Annotated in this window: 12 protein-coding genes; 4 read left to right on the top strand and 8 right to left on the bottom strand. The window is 70.7% G+C overall.

Translation table 11 applies throughout. The features are described from left to right. Nucleotides 1–15: 15 nt before the first annotated feature. Nucleotides 16–453 carry a metallopeptidase family protein gene (locus tag ACQ3HE_RS14375; protein ID WP_064295223.1) on the bottom strand — a complete coding sequence of 146 codons (438 nt, stop codon included), beginning with the start codon at nucleotides 451–453 and terminating at the stop codon, nucleotides 16–18. A gap of 107 nt (nucleotides 454–560) precedes the next feature. On the opposite strand from ACQ3HE_RS14375, the gene ACQ3HE_RS14370 reads away from it, so the two are divergent. Both ACQ3HE_RS14370 and ahcY read left to right on the top strand, forming a co-directional pair. Beyond that, nucleotides 561–770, top strand: a complete 210-nt coding sequence (locus ACQ3HE_RS14370) for a DUF3499 family protein (protein ID WP_369808449.1) — start codon at nucleotides 561–563, stop codon at nucleotides 768–770. A gap of 83 nt (nucleotides 771–853) precedes the next feature. Then, on the top strand, nucleotides 854–2,344 hold the full coding sequence (ahcY, locus tag ACQ3HE_RS14365) for an adenosylhomocysteinase (RefSeq protein WP_202938090.1): 1,491 nt from the start codon (nucleotides 854–856) through the stop codon (nucleotides 2,342–2,344). A 22-nt stretch (nucleotides 2,345–2,366) separates the two neighbouring features. Here the strand turns inward: ahcY and ACQ3HE_RS14360 are convergent, their stop codons facing one another. Continuing rightward, a complete protein-coding gene (locus tag ACQ3HE_RS14360; RefSeq protein ID WP_085513390.1) occupies nucleotides 2,367–3,227 on the bottom strand; it encodes an RDD family protein in 861 nt (286 codons plus the stop codon). Nucleotides 3,228–3,294: 67 nt separating this feature from the next. Between ACQ3HE_RS14360 and ACQ3HE_RS14355 the strand changes: the two genes are divergently transcribed. Continuing rightward, complete coding sequence (locus tag ACQ3HE_RS14355; RefSeq protein WP_430893221.1) at nucleotides 3,295–4,290, top strand: stage II sporulation protein M; 996 nt, start codon at nucleotides 3,295–3,297, stop codon at nucleotides 4,288–4,290. A gap of 3 nt (nucleotides 4,291–4,293) precedes the next feature. On the opposite strand, the gene ACQ3HE_RS14350 is transcribed toward ACQ3HE_RS14355, so the two are convergent. Next, on the bottom strand, nucleotides 4,294–4,689 hold the full coding sequence (locus ACQ3HE_RS14350; RefSeq protein ID WP_056012681.1) for a DUF5997 family protein: 396 nt from the start codon (nucleotides 4,687–4,689) through the stop codon (nucleotides 4,294–4,296). Nucleotides 4,690–4,787: 98 nt separating this feature from the next. On the opposite strand from ACQ3HE_RS14350, the gene ACQ3HE_RS14345 reads away from it, so the two are divergent. Then, entirely contained in the window at nucleotides 4,788–5,654 is an 867-nt protein-coding gene (locus ACQ3HE_RS14345) for a LysR family substrate-binding domain-containing protein (RefSeq protein WP_430893220.1), read from the top strand. A gap of 60 nt (nucleotides 5,655–5,714) precedes the next feature. On the opposite strand, the gene ACQ3HE_RS14340 is transcribed toward ACQ3HE_RS14345, so the two are convergent. From ACQ3HE_RS14340 to ACQ3HE_RS14320, 5 genes are read right to left on the bottom strand one after another with little or no spacing between them, the layout of a single operon-like run. Beyond that, nucleotides 5,715–7,022 carry a DUF58 domain-containing protein gene (locus tag ACQ3HE_RS14340; protein WP_430893219.1) on the bottom strand — a complete coding sequence of 436 codons (1,308 nt, stop codon included), beginning with the start codon at nucleotides 7,020–7,022 and terminating at the stop codon, nucleotides 5,715–5,717. Continuing rightward, entirely contained in the window at nucleotides 7,023–8,012 is a 990-nt protein-coding gene (locus ACQ3HE_RS14335; RefSeq protein ID WP_079707257.1) for an AAA family ATPase, read from the bottom strand. Further along, nucleotides 8,009–9,226, bottom strand: coding sequence for a DUF4350 domain-containing protein (locus ACQ3HE_RS14330; RefSeq protein WP_430893218.1), 1,218 nt, complete (start codon nucleotides 9,224–9,226; stop codon nucleotides 8,009–8,011). Before ACQ3HE_RS14330 ends, ACQ3HE_RS14335 begins: the two co-directional genes overlap by 4 nt. Beyond that, a complete protein-coding gene (locus tag ACQ3HE_RS14325) occupies nucleotides 9,223–9,891 on the bottom strand; it encodes a DUF4129 domain-containing protein (RefSeq protein ID WP_430893217.1) in 669 nt (222 codons plus the stop codon). Before ACQ3HE_RS14325 ends, ACQ3HE_RS14330 begins: the two co-directional genes overlap by 4 nt. Then, nucleotides 9,888–11,387, bottom strand: coding sequence for a hypothetical protein (locus ACQ3HE_RS14320; RefSeq protein ID WP_430893216.1), 1,500 nt, complete (start codon nucleotides 11,385–11,387; stop codon nucleotides 9,888–9,890). The genes ACQ3HE_RS14325 and ACQ3HE_RS14320 overlap by 4 nt, the downstream gene beginning before the upstream one ends. Nucleotides 11,388–11,518 lie beyond the last annotated feature (131 nt).

Raw genomic sequence — 11,518 nt, 5'->3', positions numbered from 1 at the left:
CGCGGCGGCCTCGGGTCAGAGGAACCGGTACCTTTCCGGCCCGAGGTCCCAGGGGTCCTTGCCGAGGAGCTCGGCGACGGCGCGGAACACGCAGCTCTCCACCATCATGCGCTGATGCAGCTCGTCGTTCCGGTGGAGCTTGCTCATCCGCTGGATGGGCAACCGGTACAGGATGATGCGTCGGCGTGCTCGGTCGACGAACCAGCGGTCGACGCCGTCCGTCCCGGAGTTCTGCGCCGGCATCGCGCCGACCTCGAACCGGACGTCGGCGAGTTCGGCGGGCCAGGCTCCGCGGAGGTAGTCGGCGGTGGTGGCGACCGTCAGGTCGAACTGGTCGATCCGGGTGTCGATCGGTGGCACGTCCGGTCCGACGACGCTCGAACGACCGTTGCGACCGTGCCGTGATCGGCGGCGCGAGAGGGCGCCTCGCGTCTCCTCGTCAGCCTGCGCCATGCGTCCAGTCTAGGTGTGGTCGGCGGCCCGGTTCAGACCCGCTCGACCGGCGAGCCGGACGGTGCCGTCGGCGCCCGCGGGCTACGCTGGAGCAAATGGTGGACAGGATGTGTTCGAAGGTCGGCTGCTCGCGCGAGCCCGTGGCGACGCTGACCTACGACTACCGTGACTCGATGGCCGTCCTCGGACCGCTGAGCATCGAGAAGAGCCCGCACAGCTACGACCTCTGCTCCATCCACGCCGTACGGCTGAGCGTGCCGCAGGGCTGGAGCGTCGTGAAGCACAGCGTCCTCGGCGACGTCGGCTACGGTTCCTGAGCGTCGGCAGCCCACCGCGCCGTGCCCGATCTCGGGACCGACATGAAGGTCCACCACGCCTGACGGTCTGCGAGAATGGCGTCATGAGTTCTTCCGCACCGTCTGCCCCCACGACCACCCTGCCCTTCAAGGTGGCCGACCTGTCGCTCGCCGAGGCCGGCCGACACCAGCTCCGCCTCGCCGAGAACGAGATGCCCGGCCTGATGGCCCTCCGCGAGGAGTTCGGCGCGAGCCAGCCCCTCGCCGGCGCCCGTATCGCCGGTTCGCTGCACATGACGGTGCAGACCGCGGTGCTCATCGAGACGCTCGTCGCGCTCGGTGCCCAGGTGCGCTGGGCGAGCTGCAACATCTTCTCGACCCAGGACGAGGCGGCGGCCGCCGTCGCCGTCGGTCCGCACGGGACCGTCGAGGCACCGGCCGGCGTGCCGGTCTTCGCTTGGAAGGGCGAGACCCTCGAAGAGTACTGGTGGTGCACCGAGCAGATCTTCGACTGGTCGACCGAAGCCGCCACGGCCGGAGCCGAGTGGACCGGACCCAACCTCATCCTCGACGACGGCGGCGACGCGAGCATGCTCGTCCACCAGGGCCGTCGGTTCGAGCTGGCCGGAGCGGTCCCCGACACGACCGACGCCGACAGCCATGAGTACAGCATCGTCCTCGACGTGCTCCGTCGTTCGCTCGCCGGCAGCAGCGACCGCTGGACGAAGGTCGCCGCCGACATCCTCGGCGTGACCGAGGAGACCACCACCGGTGTCCACCGCCTCTACGAGCTGGCGAAGCAGGGTGAGCTGCTGTTCCCCGCGATCAACGTGAACGACTCGGTCACGAAGAGCAAGTTCGACAACAAGTACGGCATCCGGCACTCGCTGCCGGACGGCCTCAACCGCGCGACCGACGTGCTCATCGGTGGCAAGGTCGTCTTCGTCGCGGGCTACGGCGACGTCGGCAAGGGTGCAGCTGAGGCCCTCCGCGGCCAGGGCGCTCGGGTCATCGTCTCCGAGGTCGACCCGATCTGCGCCCTCCAGGCGTCGATGGACGGCTTCCAGGTCGCGACCCTCGAGAGCGTCGCCGACCAGGTCGACATCATCGTGACGTGCACCGGCAACTTCAACGTCGTCACCCTCGACCACATCCTCGCGCTCAAGCACCTCGCGATCGTCTCGAACGTCGGGCACTTCGACAACGAGATCGACATGGCCTCGCTCGAGGCGCTCGAGGGCGCCGAGAAGATCGAGATCAAGCCACAGGTCCACGAGTGGCGCCTCCCCACGGGGCGCAGCGTCCTCGTGCTCAGCGAGGGACGACTCATGAACCTCGGGAACGCGACGGGGCACCCCTCGTTCGTGATGAGCAACTCCTTCACGAACCAGGTGCTCGCACAGCTCGAGCTCTGGACGCGGATCGAGGAGTACCCGATCGGCGTGTACGTGCTGCCGAAGCACCTCGACGAGAAGGTCGCACGCCTGCACCTCGACGCGCTCGGCGTGCAGCTGACGACGCTCACGGGCGAGCAGGCCGACTACATCGGTGTGCCGGTCGAGGGCCCGTACAAGGTCGACCACTACCGCTACTAGGCGGTGCCGCCGGTTCCCCGCCTCAGCGGTCGGGGAACCGGTGCGGCTGACCGCTCAGCACCGGCTGGAGGAGTGACAGGCGCTGACGGGCCGCGAGTTGGGCCTGGTACTCGCGCTCCCGGCGGATGACGGAGACACCGACGAGGAACGCCTCCGGGGGAGCGATCGGCAGCGGCGACACGAATCGGGACACCTCTGCCGCGAGTTCGGCCGCCAATCGGGTCCTCGTGGCCGGGGTGAGCGAACCGGCCTGTTTGAGGAACTGGGTGACGCGCCGCGCCAGCGGATCGGGCAGCCGGGCCACGTCGGCGCCGCCGGCCCAGGCCGCGAGCTGCGGTGGGATCATCGCGACGGGCTCCACCACCCGCGGCAGACGCTCACGTTGACTGTAGGTCCCGGCGAGCACGTCGCCGAGGCGCTTCGAGCGAGCACTGAGCAGGCCGGTGAGTGCTGCGATGCCACCAGCTGTGGCGTAGATCTCGAAGTACCCGGTGAGGGCACGGATGAACGCGTGCCGGAAGCCGGGTGCACCGCCGTCGTCTCGGACGATGCGGGCACCGACCACGAGTCTGCCGAGCGACCGTCCGCGGGTGGCGATCTCGACCGCTGCCGGCAGGACGACGAGACAGAGCACCGTCAGGCCGAGCACGATGGCGGTGAACATCGCGGTGTCCATGGCGACCCCGGACAGGATCCAGGAGAACATCGCGAGCATGAGGCCGACGAACACGAGGATCGACACCACGTAGTCGATGATGGCGCCCGCCGCGCGCAGGATGAATCCGGTGGGCCGCACGTCGAGGGCGACCGCCTCGCCGGTGATCAGCTCGGTGCCGTCGTCCAGCGTCGTCTCGTGCAGCGGGACCCGGGCTGGTTCGGACATGTGCTCCATTCAAGCAGATGCGCGGGGGACCGGCCATGGAGCGCCACCAACGCGTAGCATGGCTGCGATGGACCTCGACGCCTACTCCGCAGCCCACCTTCAGGAATGGGACCGCCTCGACGCGCTCGGCAAGCAACGGTTCTTCAGCGGGCCGGAGGCCGATGAGCTGATCGACCGCTACCAGGCCGGAGCGACCCAGCTCTCCGCGATCAAGACGACGGCCGGATCGACCCTCGTCGGCGACCGCCTCTCGGTGTCGCTCTCGCGGGCGCGCCTCCGGTTCACCGGCGCCAGCGCGAACGTGTTGTCGAGTGTCCCGCGGTTCTTCGTCCTGGCGCTGCCGGCCGCGCTCTACCGGGTCCGGTGGGTGACCCTCGCCGTCGCGGTCGCGACGGTCGTCATCGCGACCCTGTACGCCGTGTGGATCGCCGGCAACCCGCAGGTCCTCGCGAACCTCGGCACCGACGCGCAACTCAAGCAGTACGTCGAGGACGACTTCGTCGCCTACTACTCCAACAACCCGGCTGCGAGCTTCGCCGGCCAGGTGTGGACCAACAACGCGTGGATCGCAGCGCAATGCGTCGCGTTCGGCATCAGCGGTGTCTGGGTCCCGTACATCATCGTCACCAACGCCCAGGGGGTCGGGCAGGCCGCAGGGGTCATGTTCGCCTACGGCAAGGGCGACGTGTTCTTCGAGTACATCCTCCCGCACGGCATGCTCGAGCTCACGGCGGTGTTCGTCGCGGCAGCGGCGGGTCTGCGCATCTTCTGGGCCTGGGTGGCACCGGGGCCACGGACGAGGGGCCAGGCGCTTGCCGAGGAGGGCCGAGCGCTGTTCACGATCGCCATCGGGCTGGTGGTCGTGCTCTTCGTCTCGGGGCTCGTCGAGGGTTTCGTGACGCCCGCACCATGGCCGTGGGCGGTCAAGATGCTCATCGGCGGGGGAGCGCTCGCCGCATTCCTGAGCTACATGTGCTGGTGGGGCGGCCGCGCGTACCGCTCGGGCGAGCGCGGTGACCTGGCTGAGTTCGAGGCCGGCGCGAAGCGGATCGTCGCCGGCTGACGGCTACTCGCCGGCTTCGGATCGTGCGCGGCGCTCGGCGTTCCTCGCGTTGACCCGGGCGTTCTCGGCATTGACCTCGGCGTGGACGGCGCGCTCCTGCACGAGCCAGGCGGGCAGCGTGCGGAGGAGCTCCTGAATCTGTTCGGTGGTCAACGCCTCGGTGATCTCGGCGCGAGCCAGACCGGAGGTCGACACACCCAGCTTGCGGGCGACGACGTCCCGCGGGTGCGGTCCGTTCTTGCGGAGCTCGACGAGCCAGTCCGCCGGGTTCGCCTGCAGTTCGAGGAACGCCGACCGCGTGATCGGCTCCTCCTGGAACGACGCCGGGGTCGCCGGCAGGTAGACCCCGAGCTTCTTCGCCGCGGTCGCCGGTTTCATGATCTGTTCGCTCGCACCCATCCGCTCAGCGTACCTCGCTGCGGTGTCCTCGCCCAACCGGCCGGATCACCCGTCGACCGAGCTGCAGTAGTGTGGCAAGCCGAGCAGTGGAGGCTTCGATGGACAGGCAGGACGACCAGGTCGACGGGATCGAGGTCGGCGACGACGGGATCGGTGCCGACACGGTGCCGGAGATCGTCCCGCCGGCGCTGACCGTCGCCTACGCGCGCGGCGTGAACCCGGGGAAGTGGGCGCGCATCTGGAGCGAGCGCCGTCCGGACGACGAACTCCGCCTGATCCGAGTGGACCTCGACGAGCAGCGAGCGGTCCTGGCCTCCGGTGCGGCGGACCTCGTGCTCGCCCGGGTCCCGATCGACCAGGACGGGCTGAACACGATCGCCCTGTTCGAGGAGCTCCCCGTCGTCGTCTTCGCCAAGGGCGCTGCACTCGGAGCCGAGGACACGGTCGGGATGGCCGCGCTCGCCGACGAGCAGCTGATCATGGCGCCGCTCGTCCTCGAGTGGGCCGAACGTGCGGCCGTGCTCGGGTTCGACGCCCCGGCGGCTCCGTTGACCGACGACCCGGAGGCAGCGGTCGAACTGGCCGCGTCCGAGGTCGGGATCGTCGTGGTCCCGCAGTCGGTCGCGCGACTGCACCAGCGGAAGGACGTGGAGTACCGTCCGATCGTCGGTCTTCCTTCGATCCCGGTCGTGCTGGTCTGGCCGCAGGACCGCGAGGACGAAGCCGTGGAGGAGTTCATCGGCATCGTGCGCGGACGCACGGCCAACAGCTCGCGACGGTCCGCCCCGACCGAGCAGGCCGCCGCTCCTGCACCGCAGCAGGCCGCGAGACGACGGAAGGCGCAGAAGGCCGGTTCGACCCAGGGCACCGCCGCCGGGACGAGCCGGGGCGCCCAGCTCGCCGCGCGGAAGGCCAAGCAGGAGGAGCTCGCCCGGGAACGCCGCAAGAAGCGTAAGGGCCGCTGACCCGTCGATCCGGTTCCGGTCGGCACTCGGAGGAAGCCGATCGATCGGCGACGGATCGGGCTAGAGCCGACCGGAGGCCTTGAGCGCGATGTAGGCGTCGGCGAGCGCCGGGGGGAGGGTCTCCGGCGAACCGGTGACGACGTCGGCCCCGAGCTGTCTGATCGCCGCCGACACGCGTTCGATGTCCAGCAGGGCGCGTTCGGCCGCAGCGGCGCGGTAGACGGTCTCGCGGTCGCCGCGGTCGCGCGTGGCCTCGAGGGTCGCCGGGTCGACGACGCTCGTCACGACGACCGTGTGGCGCTGCGTGAGCTGGGGGAGGACGGCGAGGAGCCCGCGCGCGGCCCCGGGGGCGTCGATCGAGGTCTGCAGGACGACGAGGGCGCGCTGGTTCGTGATCTGCCTGACCTGGCCGGGGACGGCGTCCCAGTCGGTCTCGATGAGTTCCGGGTCGACGAGCGCCATCGCATCGACCATCCTGGAGAGGAGTTCGGCGCCGGTCGCCCCCTGGACGCGACCACGCACGCGACGGTCGTAGGCGAGATAGTCGATGCGGTCGCCTGCTCTCGTGGCGAGCGCGGCCAGGAGGAGCGCGGCTTCGAACGCGGTGTCGATGCGCGGCTCGTCGGCGATGCGCGCGGCGGAGGTGCGGCCGGTGTCGGTGACGATGACGACCCGGCGGTCGCGCTCGGGCCGCCAGGTGCGGATCATGACGTCGCCGCGTCGTGCCGTGGCACGCCAGTCGATCGAACGGACGTCGTCACCTCGCACGTATTCGCGGAGGGAGTCGAACTCGGTGCCCTGACCGCGGACCATGACGCTCGTCGCGCCGTCGAGCTCGCGGAGGCGTGCGATCCGGCTCGGGAGGTGCTTCCGGGAGTTGAACGCCGGCAGGACTCGGAGGTGCCCGGCGCTGTTCAGCGTCGCCTGTCGAGCCAGGAGACCGAGCGGACCGAACGACCGCACCGTGACCTGGGACACCCGTCGCTCGCCCCGACGGAACGGCGTGAGCACCAGGCTGACGCTCCGCCGCTCACCGGGCGGGAGGTCGACGCGGAGTCGCTCGGCGGGCGCGCCGGCGGACGGCTGCCAGGCGTCGCGTACCAGCGCCCGGACGCGGCGACCTCCGCGGTTGGTGAGGAAGAGGGTGCTCGTCGCCGAGTCACCGAGCCGGACCCGGGACGGCAGCTGCCGTTGCAGGACGATGTCCCGAGGCGAACCGGCGACCACGAGGTCGAGCGCTCCGAGCGCGGCGGCGAGCACGAGCCACGCGATGAACGCCGGAGCTGCGTCGCCCGTGAGCACGCCGAGCACCACGATCGGCACGATGCCGAACGCGACGAGCGCGACGAACCTCCCGGTGACGGCCATCTAGATGGGCACCTGCACCTGCTGCATGATCGAACGCAGGATCGCGTCGACCGAGACACCCTCGAGCTCGGCCTCGGGCCGCAGCTGCATGCGGTGGCGCCACACCGGGAGGACCATCGTCTGCACGTGGTCGGGGGTGATCGACTGGTAGCCGCTCAGCCAGGCCCAGGCCTTCGCCGACGCGAGGAGGGCGGTCGTCCCTCGAGGGCTGACCCCGAGCCGGACGGACGGGCTGCGCCGAGTGGCGCGCGCGAGGTCGACGATGTAGGCGAGGACGTCGGCGCTGGCACCCACGCGTCCGACCTCGAGCTGCGCCGCCCGCAGATCGGCCGCGCCCATGACCGGCCTGACACCCGCAGCCGTGAGGTCGCGCGGGCTGAACCCGGCGGAATGCCGTCGGAGCACCTCCACCTCGACGTCGCGTTCTGGCACGTCGAGGACGAGCTTCAGCAGGAAGCGGTCGAGCTGCGCCTCCGGGAGCGTATAGGTGCCCTCGTACTCGATCGGGTTCTGCGTGGCGGCCACGATGAACGGGTCCGGGAGTGGGAGCGAACGGCCGTCGACGCTGACCTGGCGCTCCTCCATCGCCTCCAGCAGGGCGGACTGGGTCTTCGGGGGTGTGCGGTTGATCTCGTCGGCGAGCAGGATGTTCGTGAACACCGGGCCCTCGCGGAACTCGAACTCGCCGGTCTTGGCGTCGTAGACGAGCGAGCCGGTGACGTCGCCGGGCATGAGGTCGGGCGTGAACTGCACGCGCTTCGTGTCCAGACTCAGCGCGTGGCTGAGCGATCGGACGAGGAGCGTCTTCGCGACGCCGGGCACACCCTCGAGGAGCGCGTGGCCCTTGGCGAGAAGCGCGATGACGAGCCCGGTGACGGCGGCGTCCTGACCCACGACGGCCTTGCCGACCTCGACGCGGACCTGGGCGAGTGCTCGCCGGAGGTCGTCGGGGTTCGGTGCGGTGGATCCTGGCACGGGGGCGTCGGTCATGGATGGTTCCTTCCGGTGAGGTCCGTGGCGCGCGCGACGGCGGCTTCGAGATCGAGCAGGTGATCGGACAGGGAGACGAGGTCGGCGTCGCTCGTCGGTACGGCGTCGAGCAGGACGGACCGCACGTGCCGCGGGTCGAGTCCGGCGAGTCCGGCGACCGTGTCGGCGACCTCGACGACCGAGGCGTGGCGTGAGAGGCCTGTGGCGACCGCGAGGCGGGACACGGTGCCGATCCGCAGCGCGTCGAGCGCCCGCTGGCGGTTGCCGGACCGCTGGTAGAGGCGTGCGCGCCCCTCCATCGTCTCGCTCGCGCGGACCGCGACGGGCAGGTCCTCGATGACGAGCGGGCCGAAGCGTCGCCCGCGCCAGAACATGGCCAGGATCGCCGTGACGACGACGGTGCCGGTGACTCCGGCGACCCAGCTCGGCGTCAGCTCGTCGAGGCTCGGGGGACCGGTGACCGGCACGTCGGCGAGGCTCGGCAGGTACCAGACCAACTGCTCGGTGGAGCCGAGCAGGCCGAGCGCCAGGGCGGCGTTCCCCGCCCGGTCGATGACATCGTTCGTCAGGGCGTCGGCGGAGCCGAGCAGCACCCGTGCGCCGTCCGCCTGCGTCACCACCGCGCTCCCGCCGCCGTCGGCGGTGAAACAGCGCTCAGCGTCGGCGTCGGTGGTCGTGTACAGGGTCCAGCCACCGGTGACCGTCCCCGCCCGCTCGGCGGTGGGGTCGCCGCAGTCGGACGACAGGACGTCGGCGGTGTCCGAGCTGCCCGCGAACGACACGCCGGGGAACAGGGTGCGGAGCGCCGCGGCCCGGGGGGTGACGACGACGAGTGCGGCGTCGGCGACGCTCAACCGCTCGAGCTGCGAGGCGTCGAGCAGTCCGCTGGGATCGAACAGGAGGACGGTGCTGTCGGTGTCCTCGACCGCCTCGAGCGTCGCGTCGAGCGTGGTGGTCTCCGTCACGGTGACGCCCTCCTGGCGGAGCACCTGCGCAAGCGCGCGTCCGCCGTTCGGGGTCTGGTTTCCGGGGCTGAGCAGGGCCGCGTCGATCGACGCGCCTCGCGTCGCGAACATGAGCACGAGGGCGATCCCGACCGCGAAGACCGCCGCGACGATCCAGAACCGGTTCCGCCGCAGCCGGGTTCGCAGCCGAGGCGTGGCGACGTCGGGCTCGGGCTCCCGCTGCACCGTGGGCTTCGTCGTGAGCGTCACCGGACCAGCTCCTCGGGGTCGGCGAGCAGCTGCGGCGCGGCGGAGGAGAGCCGTGCGTCGAGCGCTTCGAGCTCACGGTACTGTGCCTCGGTGCCCGTCGCCTCGAGGTAGCGGACGGCGTCGAAGACGTCCGCGGCCTCCGCGAGCGCCCGCCCGTCCTGCGGGAACGCGGCCGCCGCCCGGGCGGCGAAACCGTGCGCCGTCGTGCCGGGGGTGACCACGACGATCGTCCGCTCGGACAGTCCGCGAGCGATCGCCCGGTACAGCTCCTGGAGCGCGAGAGTCCAGTCGCCGGCCGCGGCGGCGGCCCTCGCGTCCTGGCGCAACCGATCGGCGGTCCGATCGTCGCGTTCGCCGAAGAGGTCGAGCTGACGGGCGCTCCGTCGGTTGAGGCGGGGGACGCCCCACACGATGAACGCGATGACGATCCCGACGACGACCACGGTCATCGCGATGATCGGGAACAGGCCGGTGAAAGGGCCCTCACCCGGCACCCGGAGGGAGTTCACCCAGTCCCAGAACGCCTTCGACACGATGTCCCACAACGACGGTTGCGCTGTCTGGTACTCGGGCTTCGACAGCTCACGCTGCAGGAGGTCCCGGGCGCCCGGTGCATTAGGGACGAGCGGGACGTCGAGGCGCGACGCGAGGAACAGTGGGCTCATCGGGTCGCTTTGCCTCCGGCGGCGGCGACGTCGAAGGGGTTGTCGACCGTCTCGCGACCGCCGGCGCGCGCCTCGACGAACCGCGCGAGGTCGAGGTCGAGCCCCTCCTTGCGCATCCGCAGGTCCACATAGATGACCGCCGACGTGGCACTGATGACGACGACCGTGATCGCACCGATGATGACGGAGACGAGCAGGGAGAGGCCCTGCGCGGCGATGGTGGCGACGATCATGGTCGCCTCCGAGTCCACCCCGACGAACAGCACGGGGACGAGACTGGCGAGCAGGCTGATCGGGGTCGCGACGACCTGCGACGCGACACTGACGACCGAGGAGACGAGGAACTGGACGCCGAAGGTCCGCCAGAAATAGCCGTCGGTCAGGCGCCAGGAGCGAGCGAGCGAGGCGAAGACCTTGCCGTTCTCGAGGACGATGATGCTCGGTGTGAGGGAGAACTTCGTCCCGAGCCACACGGAAGCGGCGATCAGGACGAGCAGTGCGCCGATGCCCATGACCACCGTCAGGGCCACGCCCGCGGTCCCGCCGAGACCGGTCAGCACGAATCCGAGGCCAACCGCGACGGCGATGAACACCGTCACGACACCGATCAGGAGGAAGGTGTAGCCGATGAGCGGCAGGAACCGCGCCTTCGTGCGTCGCCAGAGCACGCCGAGCGGCAACTTCTCGCCGAGGGTGCCGCGGGCGACCTCTTGCGCGATGATGCCCTGCAGGACCGCGCTGCCGGCGATCGAGACCGCCACCGGGATCAGGAAGGACAGGATGATGGCCGTGATCGCCCCGGCGCTGATGGCGTCCTCCTCCCCGGGGGCCGCCTGCGACAGCCGGCTCAACGAGAGCCAGGTGACGACGCCGACGATGACGAGGGAGAGGACGGCGGTGAGACCCTGCAGGAGGAGGGCGCTCCCGAACGTCGCCTTCGGGTTGCGTCGCAGCACGAGGAAGGGGGCGCCGAACAGGTCGCTGAAGGACAGCGGCCGGAGCGGGATGAGCCCCGGCTTCGGCGGCGGTGCCCATCCCTGCTGGGCCCCCGGGGCCCAGGACGCACCGGTCGCGTACGGGTTCGCGTCGTAGGCGGCGGTCGGAGCCGAGGGAGGGGTCCCGTACCCGGGCTGCTGCGCCTGGGTATACGGCTGGGTGTGCTGGGGCGGGATCTGCTGTGGATACGGCTGCTGGCCGTATCCCGGCTGTTGGTACCCCGCCTGCGCCGGATACGCGGGCTGCTGCTGATATCCCTGCTGCGGCGGGTACCCGGGCTGTTGCGGGTGTCCCTGCTGCGGCGGGTACCCGGGCTGCTGTGGGGCTCCCTGCGGCGGCAGCGGCGGATAGCCGGGCTGCTGTGGATACCCCTGCTGCGGTGGCAGCGGCTGCGGTGTCGCCTGCTCCGGGGCCACCGGCTGTCGTGGCCCCTGCGGCGTCGCCCACGGGTTCGGATCCTGATCGCCCATCTCGCCCCCGGCTCGCTGTTCCGTGTCCATCAGCAACACCCCCTCGCCGTCTCGAACCCCTCCATGTTGTCACACCGAGCCTGCCCGCGACCGGCGGTTCGGCGGTTCTCCTGGACACTTCGACTACGCTGAGGCGAGACGTAAGGACACCGGTCAGGCAG

Origin of the sequence: Plantibacter auratus, from assembly GCF_050587365.1 — a bacterium.
Lineage (GTDB): Bacteria > Actinomycetota > Actinomycetes > Actinomycetales > Microbacteriaceae > Plantibacter > Plantibacter auratus.
The sequence above is the reverse complement of the archived record's forward strand: the minus strand, read 5'-3'. Positions and strand labels throughout refer to the sequence as shown.

Coding starts and splice junctions, on each gene's coding strand:
- ACQ3HE_RS14375 (WP_064295223.1), bottom strand. CDS start 453: ATGGCGCAGGCTGACGAGGAGACGCGAGGCGCCCTCTCGCGCCGCCGA.
- ACQ3HE_RS14370 (WP_369808449.1), top strand. CDS start 561: ATGTGTTCGAAGGTCGGCTGCTCGCGCGAGCCCGTGGCGACGCTGACC.
- ahcY (WP_202938090.1), top strand. CDS start 854: ATGAGTTCTTCCGCACCGTCTGCCCCCACGACCACCCTGCCCTTCAAG.
- ACQ3HE_RS14360 (WP_085513390.1), bottom strand. CDS start 3,227: ATGTCCGAACCAGCCCGGGTCCCGCTGCACGAGACGACGCTGGACGAC.
- ACQ3HE_RS14355 (WP_430893221.1), top strand. CDS start 3,295: ATGGACCTCGACGCCTACTCCGCAGCCCACCTTCAGGAATGGGACCGC.
- ACQ3HE_RS14350 (WP_056012681.1), bottom strand. CDS start 4,689: ATGGGTGCGAGCGAACAGATCATGAAACCGGCGACCGCGGCGAAGAAG.
- ACQ3HE_RS14345 (WP_430893220.1), top strand. CDS start 4,788: ATGGACAGGCAGGACGACCAGGTCGACGGGATCGAGGTCGGCGACGAC.
- ACQ3HE_RS14340 (WP_430893219.1), bottom strand. CDS start 7,022: ATGGCCGTCACCGGGAGGTTCGTCGCGCTCGTCGCGTTCGGCATCGTG.
- ACQ3HE_RS14335 (WP_079707257.1), bottom strand. CDS start 8,012: ATGACCGACGCCCCCGTGCCAGGATCCACCGCACCGAACCCCGACGAC.
- ACQ3HE_RS14325 (WP_430893217.1), bottom strand. CDS start 9,891: ATGAGCCCACTGTTCCTCGCGTCGCGCCTCGACGTCCCGCTCGTCCCT.
- ACQ3HE_RS14320 (WP_430893216.1), bottom strand. CDS start 11,387: ATGGACACGGAACAGCGAGCCGGGGGCGAGATGGGCGATCAGGATCCG.